The 16,145-nt window shown below is 67.3% G+C and carries 15 protein-coding genes; 5 read left to right on the top strand and 10 right to left on the bottom strand.

Annotated elements, in window-relative coordinates:
- Positions 1-3: 3 nt before the first annotated feature.
- The 6 genes from AC1DTF_RS29905 to fadD5 all read right to left on the bottom strand — a co-directional run bounded on the left by AC1DTF_RS29905 (position 4) and on the right by fadD5 (position 7,360).
- Positions 4-1,590: a virulence factor Mce family protein gene (locus AC1DTF_RS29905; protein ID WP_057169044.1), complete on the bottom strand. Its 1,587-nt coding sequence runs from the start codon at positions 1,588-1,590 to the stop codon at positions 4-6.
- Entirely contained in the window at positions 1,587-2,618 is a 1,032-nt protein-coding gene (locus tag AC1DTF_RS29900; protein WP_477476667.1) for an MCE family protein, read from the bottom strand. The genes AC1DTF_RS29905 and AC1DTF_RS29900 overlap by 4 nt, the downstream gene beginning before the upstream one ends.
- Entirely contained in the window at positions 2,615-3,835 is a 1,221-nt protein-coding gene (locus AC1DTF_RS29895) for an MCE family protein (RefSeq protein WP_057169046.1), read from the bottom strand. Before AC1DTF_RS29895 ends, AC1DTF_RS29900 begins: the two co-directional genes overlap by 4 nt.
- Before the next feature lie 4 nt (positions 3,836-3,839).
- Positions 3,840-4,709 carry an ABC transporter permease gene (locus AC1DTF_RS29890; RefSeq protein ID WP_057169047.1) on the bottom strand — a complete coding sequence of 290 codons (870 nt, stop codon included), beginning with the start codon at positions 4,707-4,709 and terminating at the stop codon, positions 3,840-3,842.
- 7 nt (positions 4,710-4,716) lie between these two features.
- Complete coding sequence (locus AC1DTF_RS29885) at positions 4,717-5,454, bottom strand: MlaE family ABC transporter permease (RefSeq protein ID WP_162264260.1); 738 nt, start codon at positions 5,452-5,454, stop codon at positions 4,717-4,719.
- A 277-nt stretch (positions 5,455-5,731) separates the two neighbouring features.
- Positions 5,732-7,360 carry a fatty-acid--CoA ligase FadD5 gene (gene fadD5 / locus AC1DTF_RS29880; protein WP_477476666.1) on the bottom strand — a complete coding sequence of 543 codons (1,629 nt, stop codon included), beginning with the start codon at positions 7,358-7,360 and terminating at the stop codon, positions 5,732-5,734.
- Between the two features lie 132 nt (positions 7,361-7,492).
- Between fadD5 and AC1DTF_RS29875 the strand changes: the two genes are divergently transcribed.
- Complete coding sequence (locus tag AC1DTF_RS29875; RefSeq protein WP_477476665.1) at positions 7,493-8,164, top strand: GntR family transcriptional regulator; 672 nt, start codon at positions 7,493-7,495, stop codon at positions 8,162-8,164.
- A 1-nt stretch (position 8,165) separates the two neighbouring features.
- Here AC1DTF_RS29875 and AC1DTF_RS29870 read toward each other — a convergent pair whose 3' ends face one another.
- From AC1DTF_RS29870 to AC1DTF_RS29860, 3 genes are read right to left on the bottom strand one after another with little or no spacing between them, the layout of a single operon-like run.
- Complete coding sequence (locus AC1DTF_RS29870) at positions 8,166-9,632, bottom strand: flavin-containing monooxygenase (protein WP_477476664.1); 1,467 nt, start codon at positions 9,630-9,632, stop codon at positions 8,166-8,168.
- 39 nt (positions 9,633-9,671) lie between these two features.
- Positions 9,672-10,112 carry an SRPBCC family protein gene (locus AC1DTF_RS29865; protein ID WP_477476663.1) on the bottom strand — a complete coding sequence of 147 codons (441 nt, stop codon included), beginning with the start codon at positions 10,110-10,112 and terminating at the stop codon, positions 9,672-9,674.
- Positions 10,113-10,134: 22 nt separating this feature from the next.
- Complete coding sequence (locus tag AC1DTF_RS29860; protein ID WP_477476662.1) at positions 10,135-10,557, bottom strand: acyl-CoA thioesterase; 423 nt, start codon at positions 10,555-10,557, stop codon at positions 10,135-10,137.
- Between the two features lie 26 nt (positions 10,558-10,583).
- On the opposite strand from AC1DTF_RS29860, the gene AC1DTF_RS29855 reads away from it, so the two are divergent.
- Entirely contained in the window at positions 10,584-11,666 is a 1,083-nt protein-coding gene (locus tag AC1DTF_RS29855) for an alcohol dehydrogenase catalytic domain-containing protein (RefSeq protein WP_477476661.1), read from the top strand.
- 15 nt (positions 11,667-11,681) lie between these two features.
- Here AC1DTF_RS29855 and AC1DTF_RS29850 read toward each other — a convergent pair whose 3' ends face one another.
- Positions 11,682-13,205 (bottom strand): phospholipase D-like domain-containing protein, encoded by a 1,524-nt coding sequence (locus AC1DTF_RS29850; protein ID WP_477476668.1) that lies wholly within the window; start codon positions 13,203-13,205, stop codon positions 11,682-11,684.
- A 162-nt stretch (positions 13,206-13,367) separates the two neighbouring features.
- Here AC1DTF_RS29850 and AC1DTF_RS29845 point away from each other — a divergent pair, with 162 nt between their 5' ends.
- The 3 genes from AC1DTF_RS29845 to AC1DTF_RS29835 all read left to right on the top strand — a co-directional run.
- A complete protein-coding gene (locus AC1DTF_RS29845; protein ID WP_477476660.1) occupies positions 13,368-14,489 on the top strand; it encodes an L-talarate/galactarate dehydratase in 1,122 nt (373 codons plus the stop codon).
- A gap of 7 nt (positions 14,490-14,496) precedes the next feature.
- Positions 14,497-15,183: a FadR/GntR family transcriptional regulator gene (locus AC1DTF_RS29840; RefSeq protein WP_477476659.1), complete on the top strand. Its 687-nt coding sequence runs from the start codon at positions 14,497-14,499 to the stop codon at positions 15,181-15,183.
- A gap of 56 nt (positions 15,184-15,239) precedes the next feature.
- A partial coding sequence (locus tag AC1DTF_RS29835) for a DUF222 domain-containing protein (protein WP_477476658.1) occupies positions 15,240-16,145 on the top strand: 906 nt, incomplete at its 3' end.

Below are 16,145 nucleotides of genomic sequence, written 5' to 3'. Positions count from 1 at the left end.
GCCCTATCCCTGCGATCCGGGCGGAAGAAACGGCGGGTTACCGGGTAACGGCTCGGTCCCCACCGGTGAGAGCTGCTGGCCCGGACCGGCCGGCGGCGGCGGTCCCGGCAGCGGCGGCGGCAGCGGTGCACGTCCGGGAAGCGGTCCCGGCGGGGTGGGAACCCCTGGCGGACCGACCGGCACGACGCGCGCTCCCGGCGGACCGGGTGCGATCGGCACCGGGGTGCCCGGCACGTTGGGTGCCACCTGGCCGGGAATGGCCGCACTCGGCACACCCGGGTTGGGTCCGATTCCGTGCGCGTTGGGATCGGAGGTCTGCACACCCACCGGACCCTGGTAGTTCGGGCCGTACGGGTTGTCGCCGAACGGACCGACGGTCAGATCCGCACAGGGCAGCGGGTTGTCGGGCCGCGGCAGGCCGTCGGCCGGCGGGGTGTAGGAGCACGGTGACCCCTTGGGCACCGCGGGACCGGGGAATTCCGGGGTGCCTTCGAGTACCCGCGGAGCCGGCGGCGGCGCGCCGTTCTCGAAGCGGGTGCCGTTGGGGTCCGGGAACTGGAATGCGGGCAGGCCGGCGTTGCGCCAGAACTCCTCCGGGTTGATGCCGCGCTTCTTGAACGCCGCGTCGACGAAGGGCTGCAGCAACGTGGGCGGCAGCAGGTTGACGAGCATCACCTTGAAGTACGGGCCCGACGCCAGCGCCTCGGCCAGTGAGGTGATGAATTTGCCTGCGATGGAGAGGGTGTCGGCGAGGTCCTGCTTACGCTCCACCAGCGTGTCGCTGACGGTGTTGAGCTGGGTCAGCACCTTGTTGAGATTCGGGTTGTCGTTGATCAATCCCGAGATCTGGTCGGACACCCCGGAGATGCGCTCCAGCAGCATGTTCACGGCCTGGCTGCGCTCGTTCACCGCGGCCAGCAGTGTCTGCGCGTTGACCAGCAGCGCGTTCACCTGACCACTACGGTCACCGAGGACGGTGGCGATCTTGTTGGCGTTGGCCAGCAGATCCTTGAGCTCGTCATCACGCTGGCCGAGCGTGTCGGAGAACCGCTGCAGCCCTTCCAGCGCGGACTGCAGATGCGGTGAGGTCTGATCGACGGTCTCGGACAACACATTCAGCGACTGCTTGATGGCCTGGGTGTCCCAGCCCGATGCCGCCTCGGTGACGTCGAGGAACGCGTCATAGATCTGATACGGCGTCTGGGTCTGCTCCACCGGCAGGAAGCCACGCGGCTTGAGCAGGGTGTCACCGCGCGGTTCGACCTCGATGTTCTTGCGGCCCAGCACGGTATCGGTACGGATGGCGGCGCGGCTCTCGGTGCCGATCTGGCGGCCACCGAGGGTGTAGCCGATCTCGACCTTGTCGCCCTTGATCTCCATGCTCTGCACGGTGCCGACGTCGACGCCCGCGATGCGCACCTTGTCGGCGATGTTCAGGCCGCCGGTGTCATTGAACTGTGCGTAGTAGGTCGGCACCGCGAACAGCATCGGCACGCTGGTGATGCTGGAACCGACGCCGATGACGAGTGCCACCGTCAGCACGCCCATCACACCCTTACGGATGCGATCCGAACCCTGGATTGTCCTCATTGCGGTGTGCACCTACCCGTCGGCTGGGTGGTCACCTTGATGGTGCGGGTCGGGCCTCCCGGCTGAAGGCCGTTGAGCCGCAGCGAGAGATCGCAGGCATAGAAGTTGAAGAAGTCGCCGTAGATGCCACCGGCGCGGCCGATGACCCGCAGCGATGCCGGGATCTTCGCGACGATGTCGTTGACCTGGTCGAGCTGGTCGATCAGCGGCTGCTGGATGGTCTCCAGGTAGCCCACGGTGTCGCGCAGCAGCGGCCGGTTGTCGGCCAGCAGATCCGACAGGGAGCCGGCGGCGTTGCTGATGTCGGCCACCGAGGATCCGATCGGCTCGGCGCGGTCCTTCAGCCCGGTGATCAGCGTCTCGAAATTCTTCAAGGTGTCGTCGAACTGCTTCTGGTGTTTGACGGTGGTGTCCAGGACGGTGTTGAGGTTGGTGATGACCTCGCCGATGGCCTGGTCGCGATCGGCCAGCGCGGAGGTGAGCTCCGAGGTCTGGTCCAGGATGTTGTTGATCGTCCCACCCTGGCCCTGGAAGATCGTGATGATCGAGGTTGCGATGTTGTTGACCTTGTCCGCGTCAAGGGATTTGAACAGGGGACGGAACCCGCCGACGAGCGCGTCGAGGTCCAGCGCGGGCTCGGTGCGTTCCACCGGGATGGTGCTGCCGCCGGGCAGGATCGCGTCGCTGTCACCGCGGCGCAGTTCCACATAGCGGTTGCCGATCAGATCCAGGTAGCGGATCGCGGCGGTGGTCTCCTGGAACAGCTGCAGGTTGCGTTCCACCTCGAAGTCCACCCGGACCTTGTTGCCGCCGTCGATCAGGACGACGTCCTCGACCTTGCCGACCTCGACGCCGTAGGCGCGCACGAACTGTCCCGCGCGCAGGCCGCTGGCGTTCTCGAAAACCGCCGAATAGCCGGTGGTGCGGTCGAACCGGAGCTGGGCGAACACCACGAAGATGATGGCGGTGAAGGTGAGCAGCACCGCCGATATCGCACCGAGCTTGAAGAGCGTTCCTTTGATGCTCATGGGTTGATCGTGTTCTCCCCCACTTGGCGTCCCCAGACGTACTCGGTCATGATCGGCTGGCCCAGTTCGAAGTGGTTGTACGGCGCGAGGCTGGCACCGGTGTCCATCACCAGGTACGGCATCGGCCACAGGTCGCGGGTGATCGGCTGCCAGCAGCCGGGGCGTCCGCCGGGGCCGCCCTTGGCGTTGACGCGGGGCAGGTTGTCCGGGAACACGTACGGGTTTCCGGCGCCGAGCACCGAGGAACGGGTCAGCAGGGAGTAGCCGTTGCCGCCAAGGGCCCCGGCGAGTTTGGGCGCCGCATCGTGGTAGTTGCGGACGGTGCAGAGAAGTTCGGGGCTGTAGTAGTCCAGCAGCTTCGAGGTGGGCAGCAGGTCCTGCGCACCGCGCACCAGGTAGGGCCCGCCGCGCTCGAAGATGTCGGCGCCGGTGTTGCCGAAGCCGACGGCCGCCATCAGCGCCTGGTCGATATTGCCCTGCTCGTCGTTGAGCGCCCGGGCGGTGATCACCGCATTGTCCAGGCCGTCGAACAGATCCGGCCCGGCGTCGGAGTACACCTCGCCCAGGTCGGCCAGGCCGGCGATATCGCGGCGAATCTGCGGCATCCGCGGATTCAGTTCGCCGAGAATGTCATTGCCGTCCACGATCGACTGCCCGAACTTGTCGCCGAGTCCGTCGAGGGCCTGCGCGGCGGCGGTGAGGGTCTGATTCAGCTTCACCGGATCGATCTGCTCGGAGATCTTCATGATCGTCTCGAACAGGGTGTTGAACTCGGTGGTGGTGCCGGAGGCCTCGATGGTGGCGCCGCTGGCCAGCCGGGTGGCGGCCGGGTTGTCCGGCGACAGGAAGGAGATGTACTTGTTGCCGAACACCGTGGTGGCCCGCAGCTCGGCTTCCACGTTGGACGGGATGAGCGACAGGTACTTCGGGTCGACGTCGAGGGTGAGCTTGGCCTTGGGCACCTCACCGACGGTGACCACGCCGGCCTCGGTGAGACGCCCGATCGGGACGCCGTTGAAGGTGACCTTGGAGCCGGGGTCCATTGCCAGCCCGGCACGTTCGGCCATCACCGTCAGCTGAACCCGCTTCTCGAAGAAGCCGCGGAACTGCAGCCAGGTGAGGCTGAGGATCAGTGCGCTGATCAGCAGCAGCACCAGGCCGGCCAGCTTGTAGGGCGGGGTCTTCGGCTTGTTGAGAGGTGCGTGTGGTGTCGTCATGGCGCTACACCGTCAGGTTGAAGTTCGGGTCGGTGCCGTAGAGCGCCAACGAGGCCAACAGGACCACCAGCACGATGGCGATCAGTGAGGTCCGCATCGAGCGGCCCACGGCCTCGCCCACACCGACCGCGCCGCCGCTGGCGAAGTAGCCGAAGTAGCAGTGGTTCAACATGATGATGATCGACATGATGATGACCTCCAGGAACGACCACATGACGTCGTCGACGCGGAGGAACGTGTGGAAGTAGTGCTCGTAGGTACCGACCGACTGTGAGTAGAACACCGTGGTCACCAGCTGAGCCGACAGGAAGGACAGCAGGATCGCCATCGCGTAGAGCGGGACGATGACGATGGCGCCGGCCATCAGCCGGGTGGACACCAGGTACGAGATCGACTTGATGCCCATCACTTCCAGCGCGTCGATCTCCTCGCTGATGCGCATGGCGCCGAGTTCCGCGGTGGCACCGGCGCCGACGGTGGCGGCCATGGCCTGCCCGGTGACCACCGGTGCAACGACGCGGATGTTGGCCAGGGCGGCGAAGAAGCCGGTGAACGCCTCGACACCGATGTTGCCCAGCGAGGCGAAGCCCTGGATGGCGATCAGGGAGCCCGCCGAGAGGGTGACGAAACCGATGATGGCGACGGTGCCGCCGATGACGGCCATCGCCCCGGTGCCCATGCCGATCTCGGCGACCAGGCGCAGCGCCTCGCGGCGGTAGTTCTTGAACGCGTGCGGCAGTGAACCGACCGCCTGCACGACGAACCAGGCGACATGCCCGATGCTGTCGAGGAATCGGGCCGGCCCGCCGGCGTACCCCCGGGTGCGGTCGAACGCGCGCGGGAAGCGTGTCCGCAGGACTGCAGCGGTACTCATGGGGCGCTCAGCCTCCCGTTCCGAAGCGGACGCCGATGGTGGTCAGCACCACGTTGACCGCGAACAGCGCGACCACGCAGAGCACCAAGGTCTCGTTCACCGCGGTCCCGACGCCCTTCGAACCACCGGCGACGGTCAGTCCCCGGTAGCAGCCGACCAGCCCGGCGATGAGTCCGAACAGGGTGGCCTTGATGACCGAGATCATCACCTCGGGGAAACCGGTGAGCAGCGTCAGCGTGGAGACGTAGGCGCCGGCGTTGACGTTCTGGATGTAGACACCGAAGAAGTAGCCGCCGACGAGGCCGATGGTGATCACCGCGCCGTTGAGCAGGAAGGCCACGAACGTCGCCGCGACGACGCGGGGTGCGACCAGACGCTCGATGGGATCGATGCCGAGCACCTCCATGGCGTCGATCTCTTCGCGCACGGTGCGGGCCCCGAGGTCGGCGCAGATGGCGGTGGATCCCGCACCGGCGACCACGAGCACCGTGACCAGCGGCCCGAGCTGGGTCACCGCGCCGAGGGCGGCKCCGGCGCCGGAGACGTCGGCCGCGCCGAACTCGGCCAGCAGGATGTTGAGCGTGAAGATGATGAGCACCGTCAGCGGGATGGACACCGCCAGGGTCGGCAGGAACGCCACCCGGATCAGGAACCAGCTCTGATTGACGAATTCCTTGAACTGGAACGGCCGGGTGAACAGCGCTTTACCGGTCAGCACGCTCATCTTGAAGAAGCCGCCGATCATCGTCAGCGGTTTGTCGAGCTGTTCCTTGACGTAGTCGACCAGACCGTTGCCCGCCGTCACCGGCACACCCCGGAACCGAGTTCATAGCGTGGCGGCATTATCTGTCGCACGCCCCCTCCTTCACTTACTCGGAACCCCGCGTCCGCTGGCCTGTGATGCTGGTCTACCTACTGGTCGGTAGTAAGACAGACCACAGGACTGTACCCGATCCGATACCGGCGGTGTCGCACATCGGCTTTATTCACACCGCAACTGTTAGCAAAGACATCCCGTCCGGTTACCTCTCCGAAGTCGTCCCAGAAACCGTTGCCGCACTGGAACTTTCGTTGGCGTCAATCACGGATTCCGCACCGAAGGCCGAGCGCAGTTCCGTTTTCAGAACCTTGCCCGACGGATTTCGGGGGAGTGCATCGACGATCTCCAGCGCCTTGGGGTGCTTGTATCTGGCTAACCTCTCGGTGAGGAAATCGTCGAGTTYGGCGAGCGTGAGGCCCGCCGCGGATAAAGCTACAACAGCGACCGGAACCTCGCCCCACTTGCGGTGCGGGCGCCCGATCACCGCGACCTCGGCAATTGCCGGGTGAGCGGCCAGAACGTTCTCGACCTCGGCGCAGTAGATGTTCTCGCCGCCGGAGATGATCATGTCCTTCTTACGGTCGACGACCCAGATGTAACCCTCTTCGTCCTGGCGAACGAGGTCGCCCGAGTGGAACCAGCCGCCCGCGAACGACTCGGCGGTGGCCTTGGGGTTGTTCCAGTAGCCCGACATCAGGGTCGGGGCCCGGTAGACGATCTCGCCGACCTGGCCGATCGGGACGTCGTTCATGTCCTCGTCGACGATGCGGGCCGACACCGTCGGGATGACCCGTCCGACCGAGCCGAGCTTGYGAATTGCATCTTCGCCCAACAACATACAAGTCACCGGAGACATCTCGGTCTGACCGAACGCCGCGAGGATATTGGCGCCGGGGAAAGTTTCGGCCATGTCCTTCAGCAACGTGTCAGAGGCCGGTGCCGCGCCCCAGGACAGCACCCGCAACCGGAGGTTGCGCGGCTGGGCGCGCTGGGCCGCACAGACCGCCTGCCACTGTGCGGGCACCAGGAAGATGCCCGTCACCTCCTCGTCCTGCAGCACGTCCAGCAGGGCTCCCGGGTCGAAGGCGCCGAGGGGGTAGAGCACCGTCGGGCGGCCCAGCAGCAGGCCCGGGATCATGTTGCCGATACCGGCGATGTGGAACAGCGGGACGCCGATGAAACCGACGTCGTGGTTCAGATCGGCACCGTTGGTGAACAGGAACGTCTGCGCCTGCCCGGTGATGTTGGTGTGGGTCAGCACCGCGCCCTTGGGCCGGCCGGTGGTGCCCGAGGTGTACATGATCAGCGCCGGGGAATCGTTCGGGATATCGGCGGGGGCGGGTGCCGGGCCGGCTTCGGCCAGCAGGTCGTCGTAGCCGAGCACGTCGTCCTCGGTGCCGCCACCGGCGACGATCACCGTCGACAGCGTGGCGTCCAGGGCGCGGACGGCGGTCGCCACCGGCGCCAACACCTGTTCGGTGATGACCACCGCGGCGGCGCAGTCACTCACCAGGAAGGCGATCTCGGGCGGGGTCATCCGGAAGTTCACCGGGACGGCGATCGCGCCGAGTCGGTTGGCGGCCAGGAACGACTCGATGAACTCGGTGCGGTTGAGCATCAGGATCAGCACCCGGTCCCCGGGCCCGACCCCGCGCCGCTGCAGCGCACCGGCCAACTTGGTGACCCGGTCGTCGAGTTCGGCCCAGGTGGTGGTGTGGCCGAGGAAGCGCAGCGCGGTCTTCTGCGGCTGCATCAACGCATGTCGGGTCAGCTGGTTGGACCAGTTCTGCTGACGGGCGAGGTAGGGCTGTTCGGTGCTTGGAGCAGTCAACGCGAAGGCTCTTTCGTCAGGGATGCGCAACCGGGCTTGCGCAATGTTTATATTTGATCAAATCTTGTGTCGTCGCGGTCACACTATGACGACTGCAGCCACTCGAACAAGCCCACTCATGGAAGAGGCCCTGTGATCGCACCCGTGAAATCGCGACGCCGTGAGCAGCTCTCCGACGAGGTCGCTGCCCATCTGCGCGTCGCCATCATGTCCGGGACGCTGCGGCCGGGGACCTTCGTCCGGCTCGACGAGACCGCCGCACACCTGGGCGTCAGCATCACCCCGGTACGCGAGGCGCTGCGCACCCTGCGCGGTGAAGGGCTGGTGCAGCTGGAGCCGCACCGCGGACACGTGGTGGCACCGTTCACCCGCGACGACATCGCCGACATTTTCTGGCTGCAGGGGACGATCGCCGCCGAACTCGCCTCCACCGCGGCCCAGCGTGCCGATGAGACCGATATCGACGAGCTGGAACGGCTCACCGACGCGCTGGACGATGCCGTGCAGGGCGGCGACGTCGAGTCGATCGCGCGGGCCGAGTTCAACTTCCACCGCACGTTCAACCGCACCACGAACCGGATGAAACTGGCCTGGTTCCTGCTGAACGCCGCGCGGTATCTGCCGCCGCACATCTATGCCTCGGATCCGCAGTGGGGGGTGGAGGCGGTGGCCAACCACCGCGAGCTGGTGGCGGCGCTGCGGCAACGTGATGTCGGCGAGGTGGTGCGGCTGACCCGTAGCCAGTTCGACGACGGTGCGCGGCGGCTGACCAGTCTGCTCGACGACCTGGGGCTGTGGACCTGAGTCAGCCGGCCCGTTCCACCATGTCCAGATAGCGCTGTTCACGCTCGGTCAGCCGGGTATCGGTGATCGCGCCGAACGCCGCCGCGTCCCGGGCGAACCGGTCGGCGGCGTCGGGCAGGGCGTCCGGCCCCTCCAGCCGGAAACAGCTCGGCGCCAGCGGCCCGAACAGCAGCGCGCGGCGCAGCTGCGGCCAGCGCGCCGGATCGGGTTCCACGCCGGCGGCCCGGGCAAAGGCCAACGCCGCCAGGTTCATTCGCGTCTTCTGCGACAGGCCGCGGCGCTGCCGGCAGGCCTGCAGCCCGGGGTTCGGATCACGGGCGGCGATAGTCCCGCCCCAGGTGTAGGCGACCCATCTGGCTTGCAGCTCCATCGGTACGAAATAGCCACCGGATTGATCCCACATCCCGACGAACGCCAGACCGGGCAGATCGGGATGAAAAGTGTGCAGGTCGGCGTCGAGGTGGACGTCGTCCAGATCGACGGCTGCGCGGATCGATTCGTCGAGGAACGGCAGGCTGAGGCGGAAGCCGGTGCCGAACAGGATCCCGTCGAAGGATTCGGCGTGGCCGTCGGTGAACCTCACCGTGGTCCCGCTGACCACGTCGATCCAGGGGCGCACCGTGATGCGCCCTTCCGCGACCAACGGCAGATGGTTCTGGCTGAGCGTCACCCCGGCCGCGAACAGCGAGCGGTCCGGTGCGGGTGCGCCGTACTGCTCGGGGCTGCCACCGGCCTCGACGACGAGTTCCCGCAATTGGCGGTCGATCTCGGCCGGGGGTAGTTTCTCGGCGGCCAGCGCCCCGTAGCGGGTGAAGATGCGGTGATCCGACGGCACACCGGCGGCGAACTTCGGCAGCACGTAGCGCTGGCGTCGCTGCGTGAGGACCACCCTGGCCGCGCCCGCATGGACCAACTCGGCGGCGATCTCCAGTGCGCTGACCGCGCACCCGGCCACCAGCACCCGCTTGCCCCGATAGCGGTCCGGGTCGCGGAAGTGGTAGGTCGAGATGGCCGATTCGCTGCCGTCGAAGGTGTCCAGCCCCGGGGCCGCTGGGATGACCGGTGCCTGGAATCGCCCGCTGGCCACCACCACCTTGTCGAACCGTTCCTGATCGACCAACCAGCCCGAGTCCACATGCCTGCGCAGGCAACGGACCTCGGTGCCGAACCGTGTGCGCGGCAGCAGCCCGAACACCTCGGCGTAGCGCCGCAGATAGCCCAGGATGTCGCGGTTGGACGGGAACACCGCGGTGCTGTCGGGCGGTAGATCGCTGAAGGCCGTGAGAATTCGGCTGGTGTTGGTGTGCATGTCCGGCCACACCCCGCTGCGGCCGGGTCGGCCGTTCCACTGTCCACCGAGTTCGGGTGCCGACTCCAAGATCGTGACCCGGAAACCCTGCGCCGACAGCCAGCGGGCAGCCACCAGTCCGCCGGGACCGGCTCCGATCACCGCCACGCTCTGGCTCATCACGGAACTGTCCCACGCGCGGCGACGTGGGATCGGCGGTTAGGCGCTGAGCTCCTCGGCGCGCTTCTTCAGATTGCCGGCCAGGTGTTCGAGCGCATCGCCCGCCACCTTCTTCACCATCATCGAGGGCACGCCGGGCATGGACACCTCTACATCCATGTCGACGGTGAGCAGGCTCGTCGGGCCCATGTCCACGACGGCGAACAGCTGCTCCTGCTTGGAGAACAGGTTGCCCTGCTGCATCACCGTCTGGATCTGGTTCTCGCCCGGGTAGTACACGGCCTGGATGTAGGTGCCGTCCATGCCCTGGACCTTGGTGTCCAGGCGCAGTTGGCTGGGCCGGCCGTCGTCGTAACGGGCCAGCACCCAGGCACCGGTGACCTCTTCGTTCCACTGCGGGTAGGTCTCGAAATCGGCGACGATCGCCATGATCGCGGCGGCGGGGGCGGCAACCTCGACGGTCTTGCTGACGACTGGCATCGGGCGAGCATATCGCCGGAGCTCAGTTCGTCGTGATGCCCACCATCAGTGCCCGGATCTCATCGGGGATCGGGACGGGCCGACGGGTCTGGCGGTCGACGTAGACGTGCACCCAGGAGCCGACGGCGGCGACGGGGCCGCCGTCCGCCCACAGCCCGGTGCGGTAGGTGACGCTGCTGGTACCCAGCCGGGTCACTGCGAGCCCGACCACCAGATCGGAGGGGAACTTCAGCTCCGCGAAGTACCGGCAGCTCGACTCGGCCACCACGCCCAGCCAGGGTGCGGTCACCGGGTCCACCTGTGCCCGCGTGCCGATCCACGCGTTGATGGCGGTGTCGAACAGCTGGTAGTAGATCGCGTTGTTGAGATGTCCGAACATGTCGTTGTCCGTCCAGCGCGTCTGCACCGGCCAGTGCAGCGGGAAGTCCGCACTTGAGTACTCCATGGGCGCAAGCATGTCAGGCTGGAACCATGAAGATCCGTGGTGCGGTACTGGAAACGATCGGAGCGTCCCGACCGTACGCGGCCTCCAGGCCGTTGTCGGTGACCGAGCTGGAGCTCGACGATCCCGGCGCCGGTGAGCTGCTGGTGCGGATCGAGGCGGCCGGGTTGTGCCACTCCGATCTGTCCGTGGTCGACGGCAACCGGGTGCGCCCGGTGCCGATGCTGCTGGGCCACGAGGCCGCCGGGATCGTCGAGAAGGTGGGCGGGGCCTCGGATCTGACACCCGGGCAGCGGGTGGTGATGACGTTCCTGCCGCGCTGCGGGCAGTGTTCGGCGTGCGCCACCGACGGGCTGGCGCCCTGCATCCCCGGGAGCGCCGCCAACGGTGCGGGCACGCTGCTCAGCGGTTCGGTGCGGCTGAGCGACGGTGTGCTGCACCACCTCGGGGTGTCCGGGTTCGCCACCCACGCCGTGGTGGACCGCCGTTCGGTGGTGCCCGTGGACGCCGATGTGCCCGCGGTGGTGGCCTCGCTGCTGGGGTGCGCGGTGCTCACCGGTGGCGGCGCGGTGCTCAACGCCGGGCAGCCCCGTGCCGGCCAGACGGTCGCCATCGTCGGCATGGGCGGAGTCGGGATGGCCGCCATGCTGACCGCGCTTGCGCACGAAGATGTTCGGGTCATCGCGGTGGACCGACTGCCCGACAAGTTGGCGCTGGCGCGGGATCTCGGCGCGCATGCCACCTACACCCCCGAAGAGGTCACCGAGAAGGCCGAGGTGGTGATCGAGGCCGTCGGGCACGCCGCCGCACTGGAAGGCGCGATCGCACTGACCGCGCCCGGCGGGCGCACCATCACCGTCGGCCTGCCCGCCCCGGATGCGCGGATATCGTTGTCTCCGTTGAGTTTGGTGGCCGAGGGCCGCACGCTGATCGGCAGCTATCTCGGCTCGGCGGTGCCCGCCCGGGACATCCCGCGGTTCGTCGAGCTGTGGCGGGCCGGGAAGCTTCCGGTGGAGAAGCTGGTGTCGGCGACACTGACCCTCGACGAGATCAACAGCGGCATGGACGAACTCGCCGACGGGCGGGCGGTACGCCAGATCATCGAGTTCTGACCCCGCACCCGACGATCAGATGGGCAGACCGATCCGCTCGCCGGCACACCGCACCACCGACCACACCCCGGGTGCGCCCTTCACCAACGGCCAGGTGACCACCGCGACCACCACCGAGCACACGCTCGCCGCGAGCGAGGCCGGCACCCGGACGGGATCCATCAGGTCGTTCTCGGCGAACGGTCCGGCATCGGCGGACACCATCAGCGTGGTGAACTTGCGCAGCGAGCGGCCCGCGCCGCGCAGCCCGTCCACGGCACGCAGGATCGAGTTCCGCTCCGCGATCTCGGCGCGCAGCTCGTCGACGGACAACCCCAGGTGCTCGGCCAGCAGACCGTCCCGCACGGACACGATGAGCGCCCGCACATCATCGCGGCCCTCCGGATCGTCCAGCGCCAGATCGCATTCGCTGTCGAAGCCCAGCGATCGGTTGTTCAGGTTGGAGGACCCGATACGCAGGAACCGGTCGTCGACGACCATCACCTTGGAATGTATGTACAACGATTGGCCGCCGGGCACCGCCGGCCAGTAGACGCCGAGGCGGCCGTGCTCGTCGGCCGCCCACAGCAACCGGAGCATCCGTTCGCGGGCGCTGTCCATCGAGGCGGTTTCCAACGGGCTCTCCGAGGTGCGCGGCAGCACGATCACCACTTCGGGCCCGTCCGGCTCACGCAGCCGCTCGGCGAGCGCCGCACAGATGACCCGGGAAGCCAGGTACTGGTTCTCCAAATAGATGAAGTCTCGAGCGGCGGCGATGGCGGCGCGGTTCAGGGCCTCCACCTCACGGACCTCGTCGCGCTCGGGCAGCGGCGGCAGCGTGCGTGCGATGCCCACCTCGACATGGCGGAGCGCCGGTTCGCAATGCTTCGGCCAGGACACCGCGCCGGGCCCGACGGGTGCCAGCGTCTCGCCGGTCGCCATGTGCCACCGGTCCCGGGCCAGCTCGGCCAGCGAACGGGCGGCTTCCCCGTCGACCACCGTGGCCACTTCATGACGTGGGCCGTACGGCTCGCCGCCGCCATGCCGGCCGGGATCGTTCGGGGTGTGCGCGCGGGTGTCCCACCGCCCGAGGGTCAGGTCGATTCCGCCGCAGAACGCCACCGCGTCATCGATCACCACGACCTTCTGGTGATGCACCGCACCGAGCGGATGTGCGCCGTCGACGGCCAGATGCATGCGCGCCGACGTGATCCGGTTGAGCCACTGCACCGGGACGATGCTGTACCAATACCGTTCGAAGGCGGCGAGCAGACGGAGATTCGACTTCAGCACGTAGACCTTCAGGTGCGGCCGTCGCCACAGCAGCCAGAACAGGAATGGGCCCAGCTGGTTCGGGCCGGGCATTGTCGCGCCTTCCGGCTCGAACGTCACACGGGAATCGAAGTCCCACCCCACCAGCAGGATCCGGTTCTCGGCACCCAGCATCGCGGACTTCACGTGCCGCAGGTAGTCGGCCCCGTCGATGATGGGCGCATAGCGATCGGCCTCGGCCGTCCGCCAGCAGGTATCACCGGGCGCCAGCAGCCGTTCCTCGACCATGGTCATCAGCTTCTCCTCCGCCCGCGGGCGTGCGCCCACGCGCACTCCTCTGTTGAGTCGCCCGCGAAGGGACTGCGCGCACGCAATCGAGACGCACAACACACATCTTCGTCCGACCACCAGGCCCTTTTCAACTTGTATGATGAGTTGTACACTCATCACATGACTGATGCCATCCGCCAAATCCGCCTGTCCCACGTCGTGCTGCCGCTGCCCAACCCGGTCAGTGACGCCAAGGTCCTCACCGGCCGCCAGAAACCTCTCACCGAGACGGTGTTGCTGTTCGCCGAGGTCAGCACGGAGCAGGGCTTCGAGGGAATGGGGTTCAGCTACTCCAAGCGGGCCGGCGGACCGTCGCAGTACACCCACCTCTCCGAGATCGCCGATGTTGCGATCGGCCAGGACCCCTCCGATATCGAGCGCATCTACCAAACGCTGCTGTGGGCGGGCGCATCGGTGGGACGCTCGGGCGTCGCCACCCAGGCCATCGCGGCCCTGGACGTCGCACTGTGGGATCTCAAGGCACGCCGCGCCGCACTGCCGCTGGCCAAACTCCTCGGCGCGCACCGTGACTCCTGCCGGGTGTACAACACCTCCGGAGGGTTCCTACAGGCCTCTGTCAGTGAGATCAAGGAGAAGGCCACCGCCTCACTGGAATCCGGCATCGGCGGTATCAAGATCAAAGTGGGCCAACCGGATTGGAAGATCGATCTGGATCGGGTCGCGGCAATCCGCGAACATCTCGGTGACACCCCGATGATGGTCGACGCCAACCAGCAGTGGGACCGGGCGCGTGCCCGCCGGATGTGCCGCGAGCTCGAACAGCACGACCTGATCTGGATCGAGGAACCCCTCGATGCCTGGGACGCGGTGGGCCACGCCGACCTGTCGCGCGTCTTCGACACCCCGATCGCCACCGGCGAGATGCTCACCTCCGTCCCCGAGCACATGGCGCTGATCGACGCCGGATACCGCGGCATCGTGCAACCCGACGCACCGCGGATCGGCGGCATCACCCCGTTCCTGCGGTTCGCCACGCTCGCCGCGCACGCCGGGCTGGCGCTGGCCCCGCACTACGCCATGGAGATCCACCTGCACCTGGCCGCCGCATACCCGACCGAGCCGTGGGTCGAGCATTTCGAATGGCTCAACCCCCTGTTCGACGAGCGCATCGAGATCCGCGACGGCCGGATGTGGTTGCCGGAGCGCGCCGGGCTCGGTTTCACACTCAGCGACCAGATGCGGGCCCTCACCAAGGAGAGCGCGACCTTCGGTCAGTCATGATGTTGCGATGACGACCTCGTTGGCCCAACGGGTGGTCGCCGGCCTTAAAGACAAGATCTTCGCCGGCGACCTCCCGCCCGGGCACAAGCTGCCCTCGGAAACCGAACTGGTCGACGAGTTCGGGGTGTCCCGCACCGTGGTGCGCGAAGCCGTCACCCGGCTGCGAGCCGAAGGTCTCGTCGAAACCTTCCAGGGCCGCGGCTCATTCGTGCTCGCCGTGCCCGAACCCACGTCGTTCACGGTCGAATCGGCAGCCATCCGGTCCCACCATGACGTGCTGGACATGATCGACTTCCGGCTCGGTATCGAATGCGAGGCAGCCGCCCTGGCCGCCGGCCGGATGGATGCGGCGGGCACACGCACCGTCCGCACCGCACTCACGGAGTTCACCGAGGCCGCGCCGGAAGACGCCGTCGAGGCCGACTTCCGTTTTCACCGCGCCGTCGCGGCAGCCAGCAACAACCGCTTCTATCTCGACCTGATCGACTCACTCGGCCCGATGATGATCATGCTGCCCCGCACCCGCCTCGGCGACACCCACTCGATCACCGACGCCGGGCATGCCGAGCGGATTCGCCGCGAACACGACGCGATCGCCACGGCGGTCGTCGATGGGGACCCCGAGCTGGCCCGGGCCGCGATGCGTCTGCATCTGGGCAACACCCGGCGCCGGCTCGATGCCGGCAGGCATTAGCGCACAACGGTTTCGGAGGCTCAGAACGTGTCGGACCTCTCTTCTAGAATCGTGGTATGCCGCCTCCCACAACCGCTTACGCCGAGCACGTGCCTCCGGTGCGGCGTATCGAGGTGTTGTTCGAGGAGATGGGTGAGCTGATCGGGCAGCGCAACGCCCTCGATGGACGGTTGGTGGAGATCATCGCCGAGATCGACGGCAGAGGCGCCAGCGACGGCAACAGTCTGTGGGGCGCCACCGGGTGTCGTTCCCTGGAAGCGTTGGTGGCCTGGAAGACCGGTGTCTCACCCCGCAACGCCGACACCATGGTCGCCATCGCCCACCGCATCGACGAGCTTGAACGCTGCGTCGCGGGGTTACAGGAGGGCCGGGTGTCGCTGGATCAGCTCGGGGTCATCGCCGAACACGGCGGCCAAGGCTGCGATGAGCACTACGCCGAACTGGTGCAGTACGCCACCGTGAATCAGTTGCGCACGGCGGTCAAGCAGGAACCCCGCCCCGAACCCGAGGTTAAGCCGGAACCGAAACGCTCCTTCAGCCGCACCGAGCAGGACGATTACACCACCTACCGGATCCGGCTCCCCAAGCTGGAAGCCGCGAAATTCGACGCTGCCCACCAGTCCCTCCGGGATGGGTTGGTCGCGGACTGGAAACGCGACCACGACAACGCCGACAGCATCGACCCCGAGGACGGCTGGGCCCGCGACAGCGGGGCCGAAACCACGGTGTCCGAGCAGGCACCGCCGTTCCCGGACGGGGTGGATGCGTTCATGAGCCTCATCGAGGCCGGCTGGGACACCGAGGTCGCGGCCCGCCCGCACGGCCAGCACACCACCGTGGTCGTGCACGTCGATGTCGAAAAGCCCGTCGCCGCGCTGCATCTAGGCCCTGCGCTGACAGCAGACGACCGGCGATATCTGCTCTGTGATGCGACGTGTGAGGTGTGGTTCGAACGCCACGGC

It is taken from the genome of Mycobacterium sp. P4_H6, assembly GCF_056400845.1.
This window is presented reverse-complemented; position numbering and strand designations above follow the sequence as displayed.

What these genes read in the sequence shown, in the direction of transcription:
- AC1DTF_RS29850 (WP_477476668.1), bottom strand. Translation starts at nt 13,205, where the DNA reads ATGGTCGAGGAACGGCTGCTGGCGCCCGGTGATACCTGCTGGCGGACG.
- AC1DTF_RS29905 (WP_057169044.1), bottom strand. Translation starts at nt 1,590, where the DNA reads ATGAGGACAATCCAGGGTTCGGATCGCATCCGTAAGGGTGTGATGGGC.
- AC1DTF_RS29900 (WP_477476667.1), bottom strand. Translation starts at nt 2,618, where the DNA reads ATGAGCATCAAAGGAACGCTCTTCAAGCTCGGTGCGATATCGGCGGTG.
- AC1DTF_RS29895 (WP_057169046.1), bottom strand. Translation starts at nt 3,835, where the DNA reads ATGACGACACCACACGCACCTCTCAACAAGCCGAAGACCCCGCCCTAC.
- AC1DTF_RS29890 (WP_057169047.1), bottom strand. Translation starts at nt 4,709, where the DNA reads ATGAGTACCGCTGCAGTCCTGCGGACACGCTTCCCGCGCGCGTTCGAC.
- AC1DTF_RS29870 (WP_477476664.1), bottom strand. Translation starts at nt 9,632, where the DNA reads ATGAGCCAGAGCGTGGCGGTGATCGGAGCCGGTCCCGGCGGACTGGTG.
- AC1DTF_RS29845 (WP_477476660.1), top strand. Translation starts at nt 13,368, where the DNA reads ATGACTGATGCCATCCGCCAAATCCGCCTGTCCCACGTCGTGCTGCCG.
- AC1DTF_RS29860 (WP_477476662.1), bottom strand. Translation starts at nt 10,557, where the DNA reads ATGGAGTACTCAAGTGCGGACTTCCCGCTGCACTGGCCGGTGCAGACG.
- AC1DTF_RS29865 (WP_477476663.1), bottom strand. Translation starts at nt 10,112, where the DNA reads ATGCCAGTCGTCAGCAAGACCGTCGAGGTTGCCGCCCCCGCCGCCGCG.
- AC1DTF_RS29855 (WP_477476661.1), top strand. Translation starts at nt 10,584, where the DNA reads ATGAAGATCCGTGGTGCGGTACTGGAAACGATCGGAGCGTCCCGACCG.
- AC1DTF_RS29840 (WP_477476659.1), top strand. Translation starts at nt 14,497, where the DNA reads ATGACGACCTCGTTGGCCCAACGGGTGGTCGCCGGCCTTAAAGACAAG.